This is a genomic window from Halioglobus japonicus, assembly GCF_001983995.1.
Lineage (GTDB): Bacteria > Pseudomonadota > Gammaproteobacteria > Pseudomonadales > Halieaceae > Halioglobus > Halioglobus japonicus.
In genome coordinates, this window is record NZ_CP019450.1 from 1,384,245 (window position 1) to 1,406,457 (window position 22,213).

A 22,213-nucleotide genomic window follows, 5' to 3' on the forward strand; every position below is an offset into this window, starting at 1 on the left:
TGGGACGAAAACGAGGTGATCAATGGCCGGTTTCCGCATAACCAAACCTTATACCATGCCCAAGGAAGACGTACGCGCTGCCGCTGAGGGGTTGGTCGAAAGCCTCGCTCGTGAGCACGGCGTGCGCTCGCGATGGGATGGCGACCAGGTCCGTATTAAAGGCGCGGGCGTCGATGGCCAGCTGTCATTTCACGACGACTTGATCGATGTGTCGGTCAAACTGGGGCTGCTCACCTCCATGTTTGAATCCACGCTGCGCAAGGAAGTGCAGCGCTACCTCGACGAGCACGTCAGCTAGCGATAAACGCGCACCCCTGCCAGGGGGTCGCTGCCCTGAACCAATTCAGCAAATTCCTCTGCCATGGCCCGTGCGGCTTCGACGCACGCCTGCCAGTACGTGATGCGCTTCTCCTCGCTGAAGTTCTTGAAGTCCGAACGATCGGGTATTTTGCCGTGTGGCAGTCCTGCCACAAACGTCTCGTCCGGGCAAAGTAAGACCAGCCGCCTGGATTTCTCCAGGGGCGCTTTGCGCCAGGGCAGGAACTTGTCGAACCAGCCGGGCACCACGCTGGCACTGAAGTGGGGGTAGAGAATCAACCCGTCGCCACAGTATTGATCGAGGTCGAAGTGGTAGTCGATGATGCCGCCATCCCAGTACTGCCCCGGTGGAGCGCCGGTAATGTCTCGTTCACCTGTCAGCACGAATGGAATGGAGCCACTGGCGTGCAGTGCCGGTGCGACGTTGGCGGCCTCCAGCGCGGTGTATTGGGTGTCAAAATCCGAGAACGTGAAACCGGCTGCAGGGCTGGCCCCGCTGTGAAAGACCACGCGCTGGAAGGCGTGGCGCAACAGCTGGCGACTGACAGTATTGCCCAGTGCTGCAGCACCCATGCCGGTAGCCAGCAGCGCGCCGGAGCGGCTGCCGGTGGCACCTCGGCCGCGGGCGGTGACAATGTGGCTGCGAATACGCGGGTGCTCTGCAATGGCACTGGCGCCATTATCACCCAACACCGCCTCAAGGATTTCCAGGCTGCCGGCGCTGATTTCTGCCGGCCCGGGTTTGGCGGATTGGTAGCGCTGGTAGGTGTAGTGGTGAATCATGCGATCCACCGCAGCAGCAGGGTCGTCCTGGGCCAGGCAGGCGTGGCGCCAGGAACCTATCGAGGAGCCCAACGTGCTCAGTGGCCGATCGGTGTGCTGCAGGAAATCGCTGAACAGAAACTTATCCAGTTGGCTCAGAATAAAACACTTGGGACCACCCGAAGCACCCAGCAGCAGGGAAAAGAGCTCGGGTGTCCAGCTCTGCTGTTCAATCTGCGCCGCCGCTTCGGCGCCCATGTGTACAGCCAGGGCTTTACTCGCCACGTCTTACCTCGCCCGGTGCGCGTCCGGTCCACTTGGCATAGGCGCGGCGAAAATTGGAAGAATCGTTAAACCCGACCATGTAGGCAATGGTTGACATCGGCAGGCGGGAATTGCGCAGGTAGTGGGTGGCGTGCTCGGCTCGAACCTGATCCAGCAGGGTCTGGTACGACTGCTGTTCCTGCTGCAGGCGCCGCCGATAGGTGCGCGGGCTGAGGTTCAGCATGTGCGCTACCTGGGGCATTTGTGGATATTGGCCTTCCAGCTTGCGCAGTAGCCGCAGGGTTTGTTCCTCAATCGATTCCTCACCCTCTAGATCCGCCAGCAGGCGGGCGCACTCCTGCTCGTAGAGATTGCGCAGTGCCGGGTTGGAAGCGGGTAGTGGTCGGTTCAGTAGTTGGGTCCGAAAGCGCAGGGCGGGCTGCGCGCAATTGAAGCGCACGCCGTCGCCAAATACCCGATAGTAATGCTCGGCGTGGGCAGGTTCCGGGTACGGGAAGTCCACCTCTGCCTGCATCTGCGGGTCGTTGATCAGGCCGCGCAGCGTATTGAGCATCGCGGCAAACAGCATCTCGTAAGAGAACTGTTCTGGCAGGTCCTGGGGGCGGTCCACGCTGACCAGTGAGCACCAGCCCTCGTTGACCGAGTAGGCCAGGCTGAGGTTCGAGGAGAGCAGATGGTGGTATTTGAGGAACAGGTTGACGGCTTCGCCCAGATCGCGGCAGGTCATAAAGGCCTGCCCCAGAATGGCGTGAGCCCCGAGGTTGAGGCTCATGCCCAGGCGCAGCCCTAGCGCCGGATCGCCGGTGAGTGCAAGGGCGTTATTGGCCAAGGTGATGAAATCACGGTCTTCCACCCGGGCACCGATGCTGGCGAAGTCGCCCTCAGCCATGCTGGTCCCGTGGAGTAATCGCTGGCGTTCGCCCGTGCTGTCCTCGACCATGTCGATGAGGATGAGAGCGTATTGGGCGGGTGTTGTGTGTTTGGGCATGGCCCTATTTGGCCATATATGACCTCAATTTGACAATACTTCACCTTGTTGGAATGGGGACTTTGATCGATATTTGGTCGCGAGTTTAACGATAACGAGGGTGATTCCAAATGCAGATAAAATGGACCGACAATGCGCCACGCAAAATTCAGACCTTTGCCGGTGCCGATAATCCGGATATCACGCCGGATATGGAAGAAGTGCTGACCTCAGCAGACGTCGAGCATATTGCCGAGATTTTCCAGACTCCCCTGACCGGTGCCTACAACTGGAATTACACCGTGCAGGACGATCGGATCAAGAAACTCTACGATCTGGGCAAGCAGCTGAATTGGGATCCCGAGATCGATATTGACTGGGATCGCCCCTGGCCGGAATTTGATGCTGCCCAGCAGGCAGATCTGATGAATCTCACCGACTATCCGCCCTATATGGCGCTGTCAGATGAGCAGAAAGAAGAGTTCTGGCTGCACACCAGCGCCTGGAGCCTGTCGCAGTTCCTGCACGGCGAGCAGGGTGCGCTGTTGGTGGCCTCCCAGCTGTGCTCCTGTGCCCCGACATTGAATGCCAAGCTGTACGCGGGTTCTCAAACCTTCGATGAGGCCCGCCACGTCGAGGTGTTTAATAAGTACCTGCAGCAGCGCCTGGGCATGATGTACCCAATTAATACGCACCTGAAGAGCATCATCGACAAGATTCTCACCGATGAGCGCTGGGACATGAAGTTCATCGGCATGCAGATTGTCATCGAAGGCCTGGCCCTGTCGGCCTTTAACACCACCCGGGAAACCACGCCGGATCCGGTGCTCAAGGACGTGGTCTACCTGGTAGTACGCGATGAGGCCCGCCACGTCACCTTCGGCGTGAACTATCTGGAGGAGTTCGTTAAGACCCTGTCCGAGGAGGAGCGCAATGAGCGCGCCCAGTTCGCCTATGAGGCCTGTGTCATCAGCCGTGAGCGCCTCATCATGACCGATGTATTCGCTCACTTTGGCTGGGATGTGGAAGACGCGCGCCGCCGGGTGCTGGATGGTTTTGTCATGTCGACATTCCGCAACCTGCTGTTCCAGCGCGTGGTGCCCAACCTGGCGCGAATCGGATTGCTCACTGACGAGATTCGGCCCAAGTTCGAGGAGCTGGGTATTCTCGAGTACGAGAACCTGGCCACCGATGGCGACATTGACTGGGCGTCACTGGAACGCCCGCTGGACACCGGCGAAGCCCAGGCCTATGAGCAGAGTATGGTGGAGCAGTTTAAGGACGAGCACGCCTCACACGAGGCCGAGACCGCCGCCTAGCTAAAGGGGGGGCAAGTCACTAATTGGGGACAGACCACGTTTTTTACAAGAGCGTGACCATGCCCCAGTTCAGGGCAAAAAAACGTGGTCTGTCCACAATTATAGTAGAGCAAAAAAAAAGCCGGCCCAAGGGCTAGGCATTAAATATCTCTGGATATGGCGTGCCTAAGCTTAGTCGGACAAAAAAGGCCCAGCATCGGAAATGATGCTGGGCCTTTTTTATATCATGAAATAATTTATAGGCAAAGAATCTAGCTGTATCACCGGCAGCTTTGGGACCAAAAGCGGACACTGATTTTCGCGCCCAACGGATTCTCAATTACACTGCTCAATAGTTTTCTGATTAACAGCTAGGTTGTTGGACAGCGTCTGGTAATGGTTGGAAATGTCTCGCTCGATTCGATCTGAATCTACCAATATATTCTTCTTTAACTGGGTAAAGCCAATTCTGAAATTCTCGAGTTCGTGGGTCTGCACTCTCATAAAGAGTTCGAAGTCATCAGTCTCGCAAGATCCCGCAAACTCAGCAAGCAAGAGATTCTGAGCACCTAGAAAATCGAGCTGATGATGGAGCAATTGGATCCGATACTGCACGTCCCTCTCTAATGATGAGTAATACGTTACCGCGCCACCGATCAATAAACCAACAACTAGTGCGACAGAAGACTTGGCCATCCTGATTTCACCGTCTAAATTCTACTCTGGGGCCAAAAGCGGACATTGGGCTAATCGCAATCAATTTCCCCTCTGAGGTGATAGCGGACCTTTCTGCTTTCCTGGGCCGATTCAGCCCCTCAACGTCCGCTTTCGCCTAGCAAGAGACAATTTGATATCGTAAATCGCGAACTGAAATGGATTTGGAGTCTTAATGACCATAGCCAAGAATTTCCGGTCAACAGATCACTATAAAGCGGCACTTAAGGAAATCATGGGCCAGGTGCGCAGCGGGAAGGACCCACATCGCATTGACTTTAAGACCGGTGATAAATACTGGGCCGCCGCGCTCCATGAGGCACGCAGGCGCTGGGATAAGCGGGAGCATGGATAACGCCCAGGCCATATAACGGTCCGGTTTCGAGTGCCAGCGGAATTAGTTGGAGACTGCCACTCAAAGATGAATCATCAGCCTCGCCATACGTCAATGCAGCCATCGTTCTTGTCATCTCTAAAAGCTTCCGCTAGTCGGGCTTTGCGCTTCCTAAATTCCCAAAGTTTAGTTTTTCTTCCTCAAGAGGAAACCTTTGCGCCTCAAAAGGTCCGTTAATCTAAAGTAATCTTGGATCGATCAAACCTTTTCGTATGTTTTTTGATCAAACATGGCCTGACACACACCAATTCAGGTCATTATTTGTACAGTTTCGCTTGATAAGCATACTGTGCAATGCCGATAAGCATACTGCGCTTTCACAAAAGCAAACTGAGCTTTCGGTGAAAGGGTTAGATTTCGATCACAAGGTTTTTCCTGAAACCCGGTACTTCTCGCCCATGATATCCCCTCGGATTTGAGATAACCCGCGTTTTTCCCATCTGCGCATCTTCATCGTTATGGGTGTGACCGAAGACCCATAGGTCTGGTTGATACGCTTCTATCAGCTCCTCGCCCTCGAAGATGTAGTATGGCCGGGCAGGCTCTCTCTCGCCGAGATTGTGTCTTGTGGTGGGACAGAAGTGGCTCACGACGACGACGGGACCTGAGGCTTCATAGAGGGCCCTGTCGAGCCATTCCCAGGATTCGGTATGTAGGTCGATCATGTCTTGCGGCGTGATGGGCTTGTCGCTTCCTAGGCGGACCTTGTAGAAATCACTTATCAGTGGCGCGACGGCCGTGCCGTCCGGTCCATCGCTTTCGAAGTCAGTCCACATCGTCGCACCCACGAAGGTAACACCATCGATGATCACAGAATCTTGCTCCAGGAAGTGCATGCCATCTGCCGTTATCTCAGATCTGAGATACGGATAGAGCTCGAGCAAGTCTTGATAGTACGCTTCGTGATTGCCAGCTATCGCCACCACCTGGGCTCCTGCGAGCTCTCTCACGCGCTTTACAAGTGCAGGCAGCTCATTGCCAGTCGTGCAGTCGCCGGCCAGCACGATCACGTCTGCCCCACTTGGGAGCATCTCCAGAAGGTTGCTATCAGTCACAATATCTTCGTGAGTCTCTAGATGTAGATCTGAGACGAGTCCTACCTTCATATCTCGATTACCAGGCGTGAATTAAAGCCACAGCCACCACCCTCGCTCGGATATCCTATTTGATTAGACACGAGCCTAGTGCTGCCAATCATCAGGACGTCACTGTAGTGGTTGTGGCCGTACAGCCATAGCGGAGGATGGTACTTTGTTATCAGATCGTCGCATGATCCAACAAAGTACGGAGTCAAGAGATCACGCTGGATGCGCCTGTGAATCGCATGCACTGAGGGAGGCCAGTGTGTAATGACCACTGTACGATCTCCTGCCGAGGCAAGCTCTCGATCAAGCCATCTATGAGCATCTTCAAAAAGCCCTCTCATTGCCATGGGCGTAAGCTCTGACCCTCGAATCCGAGTAAGCCAGAAATCGTTTAGCTGAGCCGCTAACTGCCCTGAGAGAAAGGTACTCTGCGCTGCCTTGAGCGTCAAAATTGCTCCATAGTGTTGTGCCAAGGAATGTCACTCTCGCGATATCAACCCGATCTTTCTCGGTATAGTGTAGGCGAGGATGGCCTTGAAAGAGCTCTCTATAGCGCTTGTTCTGAGCATATATATCGGGATGATAAAACTCGTGATTGCCAGCCACCACAACCACCTCGCTATCAGTAAGAGTGGTAACCCGCCCACTGATATCGTACAGGGAATCTCCCTTTGCGCAGTCGCCAGCCAGAACGACCACATCGACATCAGGAAACCAAGAACGAAGCTCCTCATCTGTCAGGTCGTCGAAAAACTCTGTGTGCAGATCAGGGACTAGCCCAATCTTAATATCCAAATCTCCATTTAGTAATTTACGATGACTATCTAAGCCCATAAATATAGGGGTTTACATACTGTATACTAAAACCATGAAATCAATGCATGGTTATCTAGGCGAATAGTTGCACATAGAGAATCGTCAGTAATAGCCAGGAGGTCACCGATATATAACTTGCTCTTAAGACTGTAGAACCGTATGCCTGAGCGTTGAACGGTATGACAAAAGAAATACTGCCTAGCAAAATAGCTATGTATCCGATCATGAGCCACTTTGGCGCGTAAAAATGGAGTGAGGCCCCCTCACCAATGCCCGCGCTTTCTCCGACAGCTTCGCGCCAATACTTAGTGTATATCTCATACATCCACACGAAACTGGTCATATGAAGAATCAATGCAGCTAGTATCATTGGTAGTAGGCGAGATCACTTGGCTGCGTGTGCAGGGATATAGAATCCATTGAAGCCCTGTTCAATTAGAATGTCAGCTTAGGGGCCAAAACCGGACCCTCGCATTACCGATTATCTGCATCCAAGTACCTGACGGCCATATAGCGTGGATGCGAGCCTTCTTTCTTGGCAGACCGACGAACCAAGATCCTGCCGTGCTGCTCGTAGTGCACGAAGAACTGCCGATATCGAATCGGAACTTCCACGCGCTGGCCGTTATCCAGGTCTACATACATCATCCTAAGCGGCGAAGCTTGCCCATCCTCCACGAAATATGAGTCAGATAGGCAACAGACTGTCCCTTTATAATCCGAATAAGAGGCGCGTGATTCGTTCGTAAAAACCCACATAAGCCCAATCAAAAGTAATACGCCAAGCATCGTGAATGGCAGCACGAGAGGATGATTTTCTCTCCAGAGCACGAATTTTTCGTAAAAACTCACTTAATTAGGTCTAGTAGACAACTGTGGGGCCAATAGCTGACCCTAATCTAAGGGGCACTATTTGATACATTGGACTTCAACTTTGTTGATAATACAGTTTTTGGAGCCCTTCTCTTTGTAAAAATCATCGCCCTCGCTAATTTGGTCGGGCTTCAGGAGCAAGTCATGGCTTTCTAACTTTTTGGTAGTGCCAGATTCGCCATACTCTTTGATTAATAGCAGCGGCATCCCATGATTTTTGCCCTCCCAACTCATAATCCACACTTTACCTTCAGCTTGAAAGTCGAGCGGTGACGCACGATCTGCGTTAGCCAAAAAGGCGACAATTGCCACAAATGGCACTAGGAAAAAGAATATCTTCGGATTTTTGATGGATAAGGAGTTCACAGTAACTTCGAGAGCAAAGGTGTATGGGCTGAGTCTGTTTCCTCAGGAATTAGCTCAAATCTTGAACGGCAGCTCTGGGGCCAAGAGCTGACGTTTGTCTCAGCCGATCAAAATAGCGCATTACGCCGACTTATCACTGACGAAAATTTGATTTCGCCCGTACCCTTTCTTGAGCAGCCAGAACATCGTCAAATAAAACCCGACGAATGTAAGAAGTATTTCCACCCAACTATATAGCTCGGATATCTCTAGTGAATGCGGAATTGCTCGCAAGTAGAACATGGGAAGTAGGAGCACAAAACTCACGAGTGTCCACCTCCATGTTATTGCCCAACATAGTTCAAGAACTGTGCGACTCAATTAAGATCTCCCTTGGGGGCGTTAGGCGCCTCTACGCTGCGCACTCAAGCTGCAAAAATCCTCAAAAAGGATCGACCGACTTAGGGTAGTCTGCAAGTGTATACTCCTTGCCACAATGCTTACATGAGGAAGTGATGTTGAGCTTGTAATTCACTAGATAGCTCGATGCATTTATGAACTTAGGTAAAAAGTAGTATAGAAACACTAAAACCATCAGTCCGCCGGGTAGCACTCTCCGACCAAACAAGCCTCTGTCATTTATACTTCCATCAACAAAACTAGAAACAAGTGTCGCTGAAGCCACCCAAGCTGCTAGCCCCGCTATACTCAAGAAAAACCCCAGTAAAACACAAAGTCCTAGTGAATCTAGGAGGCTAGCTCTATAGCGAATTTCGGGAGCTAAAAATCTACCGCAGCACTTCTTCATGCCGATTTTCTATAGCCAAGTGAATGTGCTTACTAAATGTAGATGGGAAATTCATATCAACTAGAGGGGCAGCTAAGGGGCCAAGAGCGGGCATTAGAATTACGCCATTTCCAACAGATCAATACCGGTCAATGCTCTCAAGAGTAGGGCTAACAGCAAAGGAACACTAACTATAAGAACGAATTTTCCAATCGCAAACCAGCACTTCTTCGCATGTATCCTCCCTTCTGGCTTCAGCCAACCGAATAAGACTAACCCATTGAATGGATTGAAGCCTGTACGCCAGCTCCATGGATCAATATCGTCTTTGTAATGCTTAGTGAGAGCAACCATGTGATAGAAGACCAGGCACCATTGAAAAAGACCATAGGCGATGATGCAAAACAAGAGAACGTCAACGACAGCAGAAATCATGAATTCCAGAAGGTTAGTCTATTGCCGAGGGCAGCTTTGGGGCCAGGAGCTGCCGCTCACCCGTCGTACGACAATACTAGCTTGGATGTTAAATGCTCAGTCCACTCATACAACTCGCCCATTGTTTCCCACTTATCGTTAATTGCTAGTTTCACAAGAGACTCATGACTACCTGTGGAGAGTATCAGTGCGTTCAATTCGGCTCGCATCGATTCCGGTGTGGTTGCTCGGTATGTAATTGTTATCTTCTCATTTGCCAAATCAACGCCACGAAGATACCGAGAATATTTGGAAAGATACTCATGAGTCGAAAGTGTATGGAGAATCGCTTCTGAGAGTTCAGTGTAAGCGGCTTCTCCGAATCTCAACTTGAAGAATGCATCCTTGCTCCAAGGCGCATCACAACACATAAGCGAGCTGTTCTCCTGATACCAACTAATTTTTTCAGAATCTAAACCCGACTGTGTAGAGAAGCGCGATATGAGCCTAGCGCCTGCTTTCAATGGGCTGCCAACGTAACCAACCCTATAGGTTCCTCCACCGCCTTCCCAGTAATACGCCCAGCTTTGAAGGGACAGGTCAAAATCATCTGTGTTCACCTCATCCACTTTGACGTGGAGGTAATCATCAGAGGCCTGGTCTCCACACGATAGAAGCAAAAACGAAGTAAGAACCATGACGACCGGATACAAATTATTCAATAGCTCAGTCCAAAGCGTCTAAGTACGTTGCGTTTCGTTCTCGGGCGTCATTCAAAATCATCGGAATACGGGTATGGGGCCAAAAGCGGACTACTGTCATTGCCGTTGATCGTAATCATCAATCTGCTTGATTCCTAATTTCTCAAACCCTAGCTCCCGTATGGAGGTGATCGTAGATACTACAATTTGGTGAGGAGCGGCATAGCCATGGATTAGCATCACAGGTGGCCGAGTTCGTAGTGGCTCAGATTCAGCCCATTCTTCAACAGACCTATAGTTCTGGTCAGAGCTATAGTCCCCAGCATCAGAGATATACAGGAAGTGCCCTCCTGCATTGGCCCACTCTGGACTTTCAAGAGCTACGTATTTCAAGGCAAGTTTCAAGCGAGGGTCGTTGCAGGCAGGCATGATTTTCACTGGGTTCGATTGATGACAAATGCGGGCAGCACCATGTCGGCTTTGGGGCCAAAAGCGGACGTCTACTCTTTGTGTTGGCGAGCCTTTCGAACACGCTCACCAGGAGTAACATTCTCGGGATCATCAAAGTCGAATGATTCAGGACTATCTAATGGACCCCCTCGTAAAAGCGAGATAGCGCCCACGCAAATAGCGAGCAAAAATGTCCATCCAAGCCGGGCAACGTCGACTTCTTCGCGAGCGACGGCCACCTGCTGCCCATATACAAAAGTCACTAAAACAATACCAACAGCAAATCCTGCTACCGCACCCCTTAGCATTCTTTCACGCCAAGGCATTTCAATAGCGTTGAACTTGTGTCGAAAATAGGACGCAATTATGACGAGCGCGGCGATAAAGACGTATTTACCCATTAGAAGTTGACCATATCTTACCCGAGGCGGCTATGGGGCCAAGAGCTGTCATCAATCCTGCTCTGGTCGTACAACACCGAACAAACCCAGAATCGACAGGTAAAGGTGGATTGCACCCAACATTAATACTGTAAACACGATTCCTACCCAAGGTGCCTCCATTGAGTTCTGTGTCCATATCCACCGAGTGAGTCCAATTGTGAACACTGCCAATAAGACGTATCCAGCTTTGCCAAAGACATTTTTTGCGGCTGTGTATTCATGCAGAACCTTGGTAGTTGCGATGTAGAAGGCAATCGCTAAGGTCAGCCCAGTTATTGGAATGCTCAAATATATTTCTGTTGGCGCGAATCGATATCCAAACATGGGTATGAACAGAGTGAGCATGACGTGCCATGCGTCATTCATAACTGGCGGAACCGATAGACTATCCATGATATGTACAGCGCAATTTCGAGTTTCCTTGGCTAGTGCGAGCGGCAGCTTTGTGGACGAAAGCGGACATTGACATGATACTCCCATTCTTGTTGGTCATGGCAATAAAATCTTGCGCAGATCAACCGGCCCATCAGCCAATCCAATTTTCATCGCTGGTGTTTCCCTCTTCTTATTATTGTTGATCGGGGAGTAGTTGAAGTAGGTTCGCAGAATTTCCAGCAACTGTACTGGTCGATAGGGATTATATGGAGACTTCCCATACCACTTTCTACCTGCACCTGCTGGGGATGAAATTGGTCGTTCCAGCATTGATGATCGTCTTCTTGCAAACTGCATGAAGTTGTCCACCTTGAGCATCGAACAATGCGCGGCGACTCTAGCTTTCTCGTGTATGTCTTCATCCTCCATTGACGTCATGTGAGAAAACCTTTTCTGCACCTCTCCCCGGGTAGGCACTGGATAAAGCGCCCATCGATCCTTCCACTTTCCTTCTCCTCGAAGGTGGGCGTTCATCGTCTGTTCCACAAGATACCAAGTGGCCTCGAGCTCAGTTACTCGGCCAAGCTGCCTCTGAGCTGATCTTATTGCACGACGGCCAATTCGTGTCGCTTCTTCCCTCTCATCTCTAGTGGCGCCATCTTTAATTGCCACATAGAAGAGATCACTGTCCCCATTTCGTACCATATCGCCAAAGGAAGACATGTAGGCGGCTCGTATCCCAGACTCCTGTTCAGTAAAGAAGTGGACCTTTTCAGACTCACTCAGCAGAGAGCGAATGATCTGAAAGTGTGCGTACAGGACATAGTCTTCCCTGAACTGCATGCCTTTGCGGGGCAGCATGCTCTCAAGTGACAACTGATCACTTGGGAGTTCGACATCGTCCCTCTGATCAGCATCTTCATATCTTGCCCGTAACCTTTGCAGGGCGTCCGGAGAATATGCCTCAAGAGGTGACCGAGCGTTTGTATCATGTGATTGATAGTCATCATCCAGCCAATATTGAGAATATCTACGCAATGCCATTGTGTAGTCTTGATCACCCCGCTTCCATGACTCGATATGAATAAAGTCTCGATCAGCGCGGGGGTCATAGGATAGATGGATTGGGAAGACGTAACCGCTACTACAGTCGGCACTAATCGTTGAACGAAATGCTATGTTACGTTTGTCTTTTCGCTTGTCCCAGTTGATCAAATAGGCTTGTCGATCAGTACAAAGAAATAGTTCCTCATGGCGACCAGATCGTTGCTTGAAATTGGCTTCCCGTTCTCTGTTAAAGCGAAGGCAGGCTTTGTACGCCCGCTCCATATTGTGATAAATGACGGGAGGGGATAATTCTGTAGTCTCTTGAATGCGATTAATCTCAAGACCATTCAATAGGTGGAGAATTGATTCCACATATTTGTGGGATTTCCGCCCATGAGTTGCAGGGTAGCGGGCTCGCTGCACAACGAAAGTTTTGCCACAGCCTTTGCACTTCCATCGCTGAGAGCCTGTTTCTGTACGGCCCCGCTTTACATACGCACCAGTGCTGCCATTCAAGCCGACCTTAGAGATATTGTTGCTGCACTCAATATTTGGGCAGTAGTGATTGTCAGGCGACCATGATAGTGAATGTATAGTTTCGACAATTGCCTGATTGTTTTTTAGGGGAATAGATTCATTGCAGGATTTGCAGATAATGACCCTTGCCGACTTTGCTGAACCTGCTCCGGTTAGCTCGAAATTCTCACGAACCGGGCGTTTGCTCCCACTTACGCGATAGTTAGGATCAGATCTTGAGTTTTCTGCTGGTACACCAAAGTTCTTGCACCTGGGATTCTTGCAGGAGTTTACCTGTATGCCATCGTATTCAGGCGGGATTCTGTCCCTTTTCTGATCAGATTTGTGATCGGGCATTAAAAAACTCACTCCTGATAGGATTGCTTCCCTATAGGAGTGAGTTTAGGTACACATTTCTGCTATATCCAGAAATATTTAATGCCTAGGCCCAAGGGCCGGCTTTTTTGTAACTCGCAAGAATTACGCAGACAGTGCTTTCACCTGCGCATTCAGACGGCTCTTGTGACGAGCGGCCTTGTTCTTGTGGATAATGCCCTTGTCGGCCATGCGGTCGATCACGGGCACAGCCGCGGCGTAAGCAGCCTTGGCCTGGTCAGCGTCGCCAGTGTCGATAGCGGCGATAACCTTCTTGATGTTGGTGCGAACCAGCGAGCGCAGGCTGGCGTTGTGGACGCGACGCTTTTCTGCCTGGCGAGCGCGCTTCTTAGCTTGTGGAGAATTGGCCACTTTGATGTCCTCTGGGGGTCAAAATTCAAGAGGCGCGATTATTCACATTAGGGTGGCGCTTGTCAACCGGATTCAGCCCCCCCGGAAATAATGCCAAGTACTCATCAACCAGACGAATAAAAACAGGCTCAAGGTCACAAAAACAGCGGCGGAGCCGAGGTCCTTGGCCTGGCCCGACAGTGGATCGTGTTCGGGGCCTATGCGATCGACAATCGACTCGATGGCCGTGTTGATGACCTCGGCCAGAATGACCAGGCCACAGGTGATAATGAGGGCGATCTGGTGGGCGATGTTCTGGCCCAGGACAAAAGCCAGGGGGATGAATGCGAGCGCCAGAGAGGCCTCGATACGGAAGGCCTCCTCGTTCAGCCAGGCGGCTTTAAAGCCCCGCCAGGAGTAGCGAGTGGCCGCTATCAGCCGCGCAAAGCCCTTGCGCCCGGGCTTGGACATCATACCGTCAGTGCTTTTCTCGGAGCCGTTGGCAGGTTGCTGGGGTGGCTGCTGTGTCATCCGTTCGGTCCTATGAGTATACTAATGGCTATTAGTTGTTATCTGAGCGCCGGACAAGCCGAGTATACATCGCCGCCATGTCAATTGAAGCAGCCCCCCACAAGTGCCCCCCACGACCGCAGAGCGTATTCTGGACGCGGCCGAAGACCTGTTTGCCGAAAAGGGCTATCGGGCCACATCGCTGGGCGACGTGGCGGACCGCGTAGGTATCCGGTCGCCCAGTCTGTATAACCATTTCCGCAACAAAGAAGCGCTGTATCAGGCGGTGCTGGAGCGGCTGATTACGGAATTCAGCCAACCCCTGGCCGCACTGGAGTCCCAGGAGGTGCCGGACCAGGAGCGGGTCATGCAGTGGTTGGAGATGATTGTTCGCCAGCACCACGCCAACCCCAATCTGGCCCGCCTGCTCCAGCATGCGGCACTCTCCGGAGGCCCTCACACCAATGAAATCATCGAGCGATTGTTCCGCCCGATGTTTCAGCCCATGGACGCTCGCCCAGACGTCGGCGACCAGTTTGGCCAGTTGCACCATCTGGGCCTGCAGCCCTGGGCGGTGATGGGGTTTAACAATCTGGTGATGTCCTATGTCACTATGGCGCCGATGTACCGGGATTTGCTGGGTCAGGACCCGTTCAGTGAAGCGGCGCTGGACAATCAGTTAACCCTGGTGCGCACCTTGCTGAAAGCTGTATTTGCCTATCGCGATCACTAGCGCAGGCACATTCCCCTTATTAAGAGTTGTAGCAATATGTTGATACCCGATGCAGTGCATGTCTGGCGCGATGCCGACGGCGACTACCACCTGGAGTGGGACACCGAATCCACGGATGCCGCGGTGATGATTGAGCCGCTGGCCGAAGTGCCCCACGACATAGATGTCCACTCGCAGCAGCGGGCCCGTGTTTCTGGCCTGCCCCATGGTCGCCGCCATTTTTTCCGCCTGCGCGATGAGCATGGCAACGAAGTTTTGGCGACTGAGCGCAAGCTAGGTATGGAAGGTACGCCCAACTTCCGGGATTTCGGCGGTTATCGCACCGGCGACGGGCGCCAGGTGAAGTGGGGCTACCTGTACCGCTCGGGACAGCTATCTGCCCTGACTGACCGTGATATTGATCTGCTGGCCACCCTTGAGCTTGATCTGGTGTGTGACTTCCGGCGTGAAGAAGAGCAAGCCAGTGATCCCAGCCGGCTGCCTCCAGAGCGGGCTCCGAAAATCGCCAGTCTGCCGATTGTACCCGGCAGTAACTCGCGGTTTATCGAAGAGGCGCAGCAGCGCGGCGATGGTCAGCTGGCATTTGGCCGGGATGCGATGTTCGAGTTCATGCGCGAGATCAACCGCGATTTTGTCGAGGGGCAGCAGGAAACCTATGCCCGCATGTTCCGGGAGATTCTCGCTATCGATGAGGCAAGATTCCTGGTGCACTGCGCCGCAGGGAAGGACCGGACTGGGTTCGCCGCGGCGATGATGTTGCTGGCACTCGATGTCCCCAGAGAGGTGGTGATGCGCGACTATATGCTGACCTCACGGTTCTTCCTGCCGGATCGTGAGATCGCCCGTCTGCAAGCCAAGTATGACATGGAGCACATGGAGGCGGCTGCGGTGCGGCCCATGCTGGAGGTGCACGAGGACTATCTGGCCATGGCGCTGGCCAGCATTGATGAGCAATATGACTCAGTGGAGCATTATCTGCTGAGTGCGCTGGGCGTGGGGAGCTCTGAGATCGCCGAACTGCGGCGGCGCTATTTACTCTGAGGTAGAAATGAAAACGGGCCCAGAAGGGCCCGTTTCAGGAAAGCAGAACGCTGATCAGGCAGCTTTACAGGCTTTCTTGGCGGCCTTGATCTGCTTTTTCTCGCAAGTTTCGCTGGCTGCATCGCCGACACACCACTTCTTGCGGCCGTCCCAGGCAGTCAGTTCTTTCTTCTTGCCGTTGGAGCACTTCACGTAGTAACTGGCGAACGTAGTGCCGTCAGCAGTCTCGTTGTTGGCGTCGAAAACAATGCTGGTGGGTTTTGCAGCGAAGCTGCTGGCAGAAGCAGCTGCCAGGGCGGCAAATGCCGCGACTTTGATGAATTTCATCGTTGATAACCTCAATATTTCACTATGGAACCTGGAATGGGTGGTGCTATGCACAATACGAACCCGTCGCAAGTGTTCGGATTATACGCCCAGGGGGTCGAATTGGAGTGTTACTAAAAGGTAATTTTTTGGGTATTGAGGTAACGCGGATTGGCTGCTGTTCAGGCAATTTTGGGTTATATCTTTGATTTTATTGACATAAATATTACTTATGATGCGTTTTTTCGGGAAACATTACGTATCGTTAATGCTTCCCGAAAGTAACAGGGTGGGCCTAGCCGAGGCCGAACCAGATCAGGACCATGCCCAGTACAGCGACCAGCCAGGCGTCGCCAGCCTTGTCGAGACGGGCCAGCCCGTAGAGGTAGGAGAGCGGTGGCAGGAACAGGGTGCACAGGCCCCAGGCGTAATCTTCCTTCCAGGAAGCAATCATCATCAGAATGTAGCTCACCAGCAGGGATGCTACGCCGAGGGTGGTCAGTGAGGCGGTTGCCGCGTCCATATTTCCTCCACAAAGGGTTAGTTATTGCTATACGCGCGGCAGGTTAGCAGAAAGGTGTATTTAAGTCAGTCCCGAGCATGACTCATGCGGTAATTTTAGTTATTGTCTACGGCTATTTTTCAGGCTGAGGAGCCGGTTTTGTCTGATCCCTTTGCAGAGATTCGCCCCTACCAGGACGACGAAGTTGCCGACGTACTTGCAGGGCTGCTGAAAGAGCCCGAATTGCTCGATCTGCTTGGCGAGCGCGCCGGTGGATTTGCGGCGAGTCTGCCCGCAATACTGCGCCGTCCACTGGTGCGCATGGCGCTGAAAAAGCAGCTCAAGGGCGTGGCGGACATCCACGACATGCAGATGGTGATCAAGACTCACGTGGAGCAGATGATTGCTGAAACCACCGGCGGTTTCACGGTGTCCGGCCTGGAGAACCTGGATCCCTCGCGCGCCTACCTGTTCATCAGTAATCACCGCGATATTGCCATGGACCCGGCGTTTACCAACTACGCGCTGCACCAGGGCGGGCACCAGACGGTGCGCATCGCCATTGGTGACAATTTACTGACCAAGCCCTGGGTATCCGACCTGATGCGCTTGAACAAAAGCTTTATCGTCAAGCGCAACCTCGGTGGCCCGCGCGAACTGCTGGCTGCGTCGCGCAATCTGGCCAACTACATCCGCCACTCCATCCGGGCCGACGGTAACCCTGTGTGGCTGGCGCAGCGTGAGGGGCGGGCCAAAGACGGCCACGACCGCACCGAACCGGCGGTGATTAAAATGCTGAGCATGAGCCGCGACAAGGCCAACCAGAGCTTCGGTGAGCACATTGCCGGTCTGGGTATCGTGCCTGTGGCGATATCCTATGAGCTGGACCCTTGCGATGCGCTCAAGGCCAATGAACTCCACCAGTTGTCCGAGCATGGCAGTTATGAAAAAGGCGAGCAGGAAGATGTCGCCTCCATCGGCCAGGGCATTGCCGGCCAGAAAGGCCGGGTGCACGTGTCCTTCGGCACCCCTCTGGGTTCACAGTTTGAAGACGCCGATCATGTTGCCCAGGAAATCGATCGCCAGGTCTTCGACCTGTACTGTTTGCATCCCACCAATCGCTATGCCTACGAAATGTTGTACGGCGAATTCGCCCCGGCAATTCCCGAGGACTTTTATTCCGAAGACGGCGACTGTACCCGCGCGGAGTTTGAGGCCCGGATTAATGCCATGCCCGAGGCGCACCGTCCCTTTGCCCTGGCGATCTACGCCAATGTGGTCATGAACAAACTGGACCTGGTGGAGCAGCAACAGGCTGAGCCCATTCAATACCCTTGCTGACCGACCAGCTCAAGGACGATATCCGCGTCGCTTACACGGCGCTGATGGACAGTAAACAGCTCACCCCGCGCTGGGGCCAGCGCCAGATGATCGCCGAAATCGCCAATGCCCTGGGCAGGATTCCTGCCCCGGCGAAGCGCCTTCTACTGAGCCGGCGGTCTGCGTGATCGAAGCCGGTACCGGTACCGGCAAAACCATTGCTTATGCAGTCTCTGCGATTCCCATGGCACAAGCCCGGGGCAAGCGGTTGGTCGTCGCCACCGCCACCATCGCCCTGCAGGAACAGTTCATCAATAAGGACTTGCCGGATATTCGCCATCACAGCGGTCTCGCCTTCAGCTTTGCCCTGGCCAAGGGGCGCCGCCGCTATGTCTGCCTATCCAAGCTTGACCGCCAATTGATAGAAGGGCAGGGCGAAACCGGCATGTTGGCGCTGTACCCGGATGAAATGGCGTCACCAGCCAGCGCCGATGCTATGCCAGTCTATAGCGCCATGATCGACGCACTCGGACGCGGCCAGTGGGATGGCGACCGGGACAATTGGCCGGATACCATTGCTGAGGAAGTCTGGTGGGGAGTAACGACGGACCACGCCCAGTGCACCGGGCGACGCTGTCCGAATATTTCCCAGTGCAGTTTCTTCAAGGCCCGGGAGCAGCTGCAGAATGCCGACATAATCGTTACTAACCACGACCTCGCTCTGTCGGATCTGGCCCTGGGTGGCGGCGCGATTTTGCCCGACCCTGACGATTGTATTTATGTCTTTGACGAAGGGCATCACCTGCCGGATAAGGCACTTTCGCATTTTGCGAGCTTCTGCCGGCTGCATACCACGATGAGCTGGCTGCAGGACTGCAAGAAGGCCTTCGCCCAGGCGGCGCCGGTACTGGCCCCGCTGGATAATCTCGAGCGCCTGCTGAACGCATTGCCGGCGGATGTGGACGAGATGGTGCTGGGACTGCAGGGCGCGGAGCAACAGGTGGCCCAGTTGTTCGAGGATGTCGATCCCGAGGCCAGCCGCGAGGATCCGCAGGTGCGCTTTGATCACGGGGTGGTGCCCGAGGAATTGCGTCAACTGTCAGTGTCACTGGCGGAGCGTTTCGACCGCTTTGTAGGAGTGCTGGGGCGTATAGAGAAGGTGCTCGAAGACGCCCTCGAGGACGATTTTTCAGGTATGGATCAGTCGGAGTTGGAAACCTGGCATATTAATCTTGGTGGCATGCTGGGCCGGGCCGAGGGTGTGTTGGCACTGTGGCGCGCCTTCGCCGAGGGCAGCCAGCCCAGTCAGCCGCCGGTCGCCCGCTGGGTTACCATGGTGACCAGTGGTGGCCAGTACGCCTTTGATCTGCGCTGCAGTCCGGTGTTGGCCTCAGACATATTGAGCGACAACCTCTGGTCGCGCGCCTCGGGTGTCGTCATTACCTCGGCAACAATTACCGCACTCAACTCCTTTGAACGTTTTATTCTCCACTCCGGTGCGCCGCGCGAGGGGCGCTACAAGCAGGTCATGAGCCCCTTTGATTACGGCAACGCGGTGTTCAGCGTGCCGGCCATGGATTGCGACCCGGGTGATGCCCAGGCTCACACCGAGGCCATTATCGACATGCTGCCACAGCTGTTGGACCTGAACGAAGGGTCGCTGGTGTTGTTCTCATCCCGGCGCCAGATGCTCGACGTGCACGCCGGGGTGACAGGCCTGCTCGGCGATCGAATCCTGATGCAGGGTGACTACTCCAAGCAGGAGATTCTCAGGCGTCACCGGGAAGAGATTGACGGCGGGTTTGGCAGTGTCATTTTTGGCTTAGCGAGCTTTGCGGAGGGGGTCGACCTGCCCGGCGACTACTGCCGACATGTGGTGATTGCTAAGATACCCTTTGCGGTACCGGACAGCCCGTTGGAGGCGGCCCTGGCGGAGTGGATGGAAGCCCAGGGTAAAAACCCCTTTATGGAAATCAGTGTGCCGGATGCAGCTCTGCGTTTGGTGCAGGCGGCCGGGCGGTTACTGCGCACCGAAACCGATACCGGCCGGGTCACCCTGCTGGACCGGCGGGTTAGAACCCGCCGCTACGGTCAGGCAATTCTGGATTCCCTGCCGCCTTTTCGTCGCGAACTGGGCTAGTCGGCCTCAGTGCTCAATGCATCAGCCGGCGCAGTTGCCTGGCGTGCACTCAGGGCGATGATGACACCGGTCCAGCCAGCGATCATCATTTCCAGTGCAATCAGGGTACCGATGACATTCAGGCCCTGAACAGGCCACTGGGTAGCAATCACTGTCCCCGACATAATCGTCAAGCCACCGCCGAATACGCCCCAGCCCCAGCTGCGCGCACCTCTCAATTGCACCGCGGCGGCAATACGCAGCCCGCCGATGACGATTAAGGCAGCCGCGATCAACAGTATCAGGCCGGCAGAGGACAGCGCCGGGTTAAGCATCGTGATAACGCCGATATAGACGTAGAGAAACGCCACTACCACGTTCCAGACCCGTATTTTCCAGCCCTCGGATTGGAACAGCTCTGTAAATTGGGCTGCGCCTGCCATGCACAGCAGTGCTCCCAGCAGCATTATTCCGGACATGGTCGCGGTGACACTCATGCCCAGGCCTAGCATGCCTAGAATCATCAGTGTCACACCCATGCCCATGGTCCAGGCCCACTGGCGGCCAATAGCGTCAAAGGCGGATTTTCCGGTTGCTGCAGAGTGCATGTGCTCACTTCCCAGGGTAAAAAAGAACTCTCGTCGATAGGGGCTCAACGAGTGCGTCCAGTCTAGGGGGAGCTTCGGCTTGCAAGCATGGCTGTGGGCGCCACAAGGGTGACAGGGAGCGCCAATATCGCATGACCGTGTGTGCGGCCCGGGACGAACCGAGGGGCATGTGTGTAGAATGCTGCCCTGATGACAATGAGAGACCACATGCACACTGACATTGCTGAAGTTCTGATCGATATCGAAGCCAATCTCAGGCAGCTTGGGTTGTGGGACAAGATTCCCCCGTCTTCAGAGGCACTGGCTTCTACGGAACCGTTCTGTGTCGATACGCTGACATTGCCGCAGTGGCTGCAGTTTATTTTTATTCCAACGATTTACGGCATGCTCGAAGCACAGTCGCCGCTACCTGATAAATGCAGTATTGCCCCCATGGCAGAGGAATTCTTTCGCGGTACGGAGCTGTCAATCGACGAGCTGATCGCTGCGCTACAGCGGGTTGATCAACTTATTTGTGACGCATAAAAAAAGGCCCGCAAATGCGGGCCTTTTTCGTTGTCACTGAAACAGCGTTAGACGCGTTCAACCACGGTGGTAATACCCTGGCCGAGGCCGATACACATGGTGGAGATACCCAGGGTCAGGTCCCGGTCTTCCATCACATTCAGCAGCGAGCCAGTGATGCGGGTACCGGAGCAACCGAAGGGGTGGCCCAGGGCAATGGCGCCGCCGTGAACGTTCACTTTCTCGTCCATCTTGTCGAGCAGGTCGAGGTCTTTCAGTACAGGCAGAGCCTGGGCGGCAAAGGCTTCGTTGAGCTCAACCATATCGATATCGTCGATGGTCAGGCCCAGTTGCTTGAGCGCTTTCTGGGTAGAGGGCACAGGGCCGTAACCCATGATGGAGGGGTCGACACCGGCGAGGGTCATAGCGCGGATCTTGGCGATCGGCTTCAGGCCCAGCGCCTGGGCTTTCTCCGCAGACATGACCAGCATGGCGGAAGCGCCATCGGAGATCTGCGAAGACTGGCCGGGAGTGACGGTACCGCCCTGTGGGTTGAAGCTGGGCTTGAGCTGCGCCAGACCTTCCAGGGTGGTCTCCGGGCGAATGGTTTCGTCAGCGGTGACCGAGACCAGAGCGCCGTTTTCATCGTGGCCATCGATGGCGATGATTTCGCGATCAAACTTGCCTTCTACGGTGGCCTTATGGGCCAGCTGGTGCGAACGCAGGCCCAGCTTGTCCTGATCTTCGCGGCTGATGCCGTGCATGATCGCCAGCATCTCAGCGGTCATACCCATCATGCCCGCCGCCTTGGCCACAGAGCGGCCCATGCGCGGATTGGGATCGACGTTGGCGGGGTCCATCATGGGCAGGTGGCCCAGATGCTCGACACCACCGACCAGGTAGACATCGCCGATACCGGCCATGACATTGGCCGCTGCGGTATGCAGTGCGCTCATGGAAGAGCCACACAGACGATTGACGGTCTGGCCGGGAACGGTGTGTGGCAGACCTGCATTCAGGGCCACAAAACGCGCCAGGTTCATGCCCTGTTCGCCGCGCTGGATTACGCTGCCCCAGATCAGGTCGTCGATCTCGGCGGGGTCCAGTCCCTCGTGGCGGGCCAGCATGCCGTTAATGACCGCGGCCGACAGATCGTCTGCACGTACGTTGCGGAAGCAACCGTTCTTGGAACGCCCCATGGCTGAGCGGGCGTAATCTACAATCACTGCGTCTTTCGGATTCAAACTCACAGTA

25 protein-coding genes are annotated in these 22,213 nt (G+C 54.1%); 9 read left to right on the top strand and 16 right to left on the bottom strand.

Going from position 1 to position 22,213, the window contains the following annotated elements; translation table 11 throughout:
- The first annotated feature begins 22 nt into the window (after window positions 1–22).
- The gene (locus tag BST95_RS06620; protein ID WP_082850099.1) at window positions 23–298 is read left to right on the top strand and encodes a polyhydroxyalkanoic acid system family protein; all 276 of its coding nucleotides are present in this window, start codon (window positions 23–25) and stop codon (window positions 296–298) included.
- Here BST95_RS06620 and BST95_RS06625 read toward each other — a convergent pair.
- Window positions 295–1,365: a patatin-like phospholipase family protein gene (locus tag BST95_RS06625; protein WP_102106382.1), complete on the bottom strand. Its 1,071-nt coding sequence runs from the start codon at window positions 1,363–1,365 to the stop codon at window positions 295–297. The genes BST95_RS06620 and BST95_RS06625 overlap by 4 nt on opposite strands.
- A complete protein-coding gene (locus BST95_RS06630; RefSeq protein ID WP_084198619.1) occupies window positions 1,355–2,353 on the bottom strand; it encodes an AraC family transcriptional regulator in 999 nt (332 codons plus the stop codon). The genes BST95_RS06625 and BST95_RS06630 overlap by 11 nt, the downstream gene beginning before the upstream one ends.
- 110 nt (window positions 2,354–2,463) lie before the next feature.
- Here BST95_RS06630 and BST95_RS06635 point away from each other — a divergent pair, with 110 nt between their 5' ends.
- Window positions 2,464–3,651: a ferritin-like domain-containing protein gene (locus tag BST95_RS06635; protein ID WP_084198620.1), complete on the top strand. Its 1,188-nt coding sequence runs from the start codon at window positions 2,464–2,466 to the stop codon at window positions 3,649–3,651.
- A gap of 315 nt (window positions 3,652–3,966) precedes the next feature.
- Here the strand turns inward: BST95_RS06635 and BST95_RS06640 are convergent, their stop codons facing one another.
- Window positions 3,967–4,326 (bottom strand): hypothetical protein, encoded by a 360-nt coding sequence (locus BST95_RS06640; protein ID WP_084198054.1) that lies wholly within the window; start codon window positions 4,324–4,326, stop codon window positions 3,967–3,969.
- A gap of 193 nt (window positions 4,327–4,519) precedes the next feature.
- Between BST95_RS06640 and BST95_RS06645 the strand changes: the two genes are divergently transcribed.
- Window positions 4,520–4,699, top strand: a complete 180-nt coding sequence (locus tag BST95_RS06645; RefSeq protein WP_084198053.1) for a hypothetical protein — start codon at window positions 4,520–4,522, stop codon at window positions 4,697–4,699.
- Window positions 4,700–5,088: 389 nt separating this feature from the next.
- Here BST95_RS06645 and BST95_RS06650 read toward each other — a convergent pair whose 3' ends face one another.
- The 9 genes from BST95_RS06650 to BST95_RS06710 form a co-directional block, all read right to left on the bottom strand.
- The gene (locus BST95_RS06650) at window positions 5,089–5,844 is read right to left on the bottom strand and encodes a metallophosphoesterase (RefSeq protein WP_084198052.1); all 756 of its coding nucleotides are present in this window, start codon (window positions 5,842–5,844) and stop codon (window positions 5,089–5,091) included.
- Between the two features lie 303 nt (window positions 5,845–6,147).
- Window positions 6,148–6,618 (bottom strand): metallophosphoesterase, encoded by a 471-nt coding sequence (locus tag BST95_RS06655; RefSeq protein WP_169843869.1) that lies wholly within the window; start codon window positions 6,616–6,618, stop codon window positions 6,148–6,150.
- Between the two features lie 930 nt (window positions 6,619–7,548).
- A complete protein-coding gene (locus BST95_RS06670) occupies window positions 7,549–7,878 on the bottom strand; it encodes a hypothetical protein (protein ID WP_146004276.1) in 330 nt (109 codons plus the stop codon).
- An 886-nt stretch (window positions 7,879–8,764) separates the two neighbouring features.
- Window positions 8,765–9,079 carry a hypothetical protein gene (locus tag BST95_RS06675; RefSeq protein ID WP_084198625.1) on the bottom strand — a complete coding sequence of 105 codons (315 nt, stop codon included), beginning with the start codon at window positions 9,077–9,079 and terminating at the stop codon, window positions 8,765–8,767.
- Between the two features lie 56 nt (window positions 9,080–9,135).
- Complete coding sequence (locus BST95_RS06680) at window positions 9,136–9,780, bottom strand: hypothetical protein (protein WP_146004275.1); 645 nt, start codon at window positions 9,778–9,780, stop codon at window positions 9,136–9,138.
- A 479-nt stretch (window positions 9,781–10,259) separates the two neighbouring features.
- Window positions 10,260–10,610 (bottom strand): hypothetical protein, encoded by a 351-nt coding sequence (locus tag BST95_RS06690; protein WP_084198628.1) that lies wholly within the window; start codon window positions 10,608–10,610, stop codon window positions 10,260–10,262.
- Between the two features lie 531 nt (window positions 10,611–11,141).
- Window positions 11,142–12,947, bottom strand: a complete 1,806-nt coding sequence (locus tag BST95_RS06700) for an IS1/IS1595 family N-terminal zinc-binding domain-containing protein (RefSeq protein ID WP_157114464.1) — start codon at window positions 12,945–12,947, stop codon at window positions 11,142–11,144.
- A 123-nt stretch (window positions 12,948–13,070) separates the two neighbouring features.
- A complete protein-coding gene (gene rpsT, locus BST95_RS06705) occupies window positions 13,071–13,337 on the bottom strand; it encodes a 30S ribosomal protein S20 (RefSeq protein ID WP_066055177.1) in 267 nt (88 codons plus the stop codon).
- Window positions 13,338–13,409: 72 nt separating this feature from the next.
- Window positions 13,410–13,847: a diacylglycerol kinase gene (locus BST95_RS06710; RefSeq protein WP_229801936.1), complete on the bottom strand. Its 438-nt coding sequence runs from the start codon at window positions 13,845–13,847 to the stop codon at window positions 13,410–13,412.
- A 103-nt stretch (window positions 13,848–13,950) separates the two neighbouring features.
- Here BST95_RS06710 and BST95_RS20900 point away from each other — a divergent pair, with 103 nt between their 5' ends.
- Window positions 13,951–14,559, top strand: coding sequence for a TetR/AcrR family transcriptional regulator (locus BST95_RS20900; RefSeq protein ID WP_084198631.1), 609 nt, complete (start codon window positions 13,951–13,953; stop codon window positions 14,557–14,559).
- 36 nt (window positions 14,560–14,595) lie between these two features.
- A complete protein-coding gene (locus BST95_RS06720; RefSeq protein ID WP_084198632.1) occupies window positions 14,596–15,600 on the top strand; it encodes a tyrosine-protein phosphatase in 1,005 nt (334 codons plus the stop codon).
- A 54-nt stretch (window positions 15,601–15,654) separates the two neighbouring features.
- Here BST95_RS06720 and BST95_RS06725 read toward each other — a convergent pair whose 3' ends face one another.
- Both BST95_RS06725 and BST95_RS06730 read right to left on the bottom strand, forming a co-directional pair.
- Complete coding sequence (locus BST95_RS06725; protein WP_066055168.1) at window positions 15,655–15,927, bottom strand: hypothetical protein; 273 nt, start codon at window positions 15,925–15,927, stop codon at window positions 15,655–15,657.
- Between the two features lie 274 nt (window positions 15,928–16,201).
- On the bottom strand, window positions 16,202–16,429 hold the full coding sequence (locus tag BST95_RS06730; protein ID WP_084198633.1) for a hypothetical protein: 228 nt from the start codon (window positions 16,427–16,429) through the stop codon (window positions 16,202–16,204).
- A 138-nt stretch (window positions 16,430–16,567) separates the two neighbouring features.
- Here BST95_RS06730 and BST95_RS06735 point away from each other — a divergent pair, with 138 nt between their 5' ends.
- From BST95_RS06735 to dinG, 3 genes are read left to right on the top strand one after another with little or no spacing between them, the layout of a single operon-like run.
- Window positions 16,568–17,749, top strand: coding sequence for a 1-acyl-sn-glycerol-3-phosphate acyltransferase (locus tag BST95_RS06735; RefSeq protein ID WP_084198634.1), 1,182 nt, complete (start codon window positions 16,568–16,570; stop codon window positions 17,747–17,749).
- The gene (locus BST95_RS21490) at window positions 17,743–17,916 is read left to right on the top strand and encodes a hypothetical protein (RefSeq protein ID WP_477190174.1); all 174 of its coding nucleotides are present in this window, start codon (window positions 17,743–17,745) and stop codon (window positions 17,914–17,916) included. The genes BST95_RS06735 and BST95_RS21490 overlap by 7 nt, the downstream gene beginning before the upstream one ends.
- Window positions 17,913–19,868 (top strand): ATP-dependent DNA helicase DinG, encoded by a 1,956-nt coding sequence (gene dinG, locus BST95_RS06740; RefSeq protein ID WP_477190175.1) that lies wholly within the window; start codon window positions 17,913–17,915, stop codon window positions 19,866–19,868. Before BST95_RS21490 ends, dinG begins: the two co-directional genes overlap by 4 nt.
- Here dinG and BST95_RS06745 read toward each other — a convergent pair.
- Entirely contained in the window at window positions 19,865–20,455 is a 591-nt protein-coding gene (locus tag BST95_RS06745) for an HdeD family acid-resistance protein (RefSeq protein WP_084198635.1), read from the bottom strand. The two genes, dinG and BST95_RS06745, sit on opposite strands and share 4 nt — an antisense overlap.
- Window positions 20,456–20,662: 207 nt before the next feature.
- Here BST95_RS06745 and BST95_RS06750 point away from each other — a divergent pair, with 207 nt between their 5' ends.
- On the top strand, window positions 20,663–20,980 hold the full coding sequence (locus BST95_RS06750; protein WP_084198636.1) for a YqcC family protein: 318 nt from the start codon (window positions 20,663–20,665) through the stop codon (window positions 20,978–20,980).
- A 47-nt stretch (window positions 20,981–21,027) separates the two neighbouring features.
- On the opposite strand, the gene fadA is transcribed toward BST95_RS06750, so the two are convergent.
- Window positions 21,028–22,209, bottom strand: a complete 1,182-nt coding sequence (gene fadA, locus BST95_RS06755) for an acetyl-CoA C-acyltransferase FadA (RefSeq protein WP_066055151.1) — start codon at window positions 22,207–22,209, stop codon at window positions 21,028–21,030.
- Window positions 22,210–22,213: the final 4 nt, after the last annotated feature.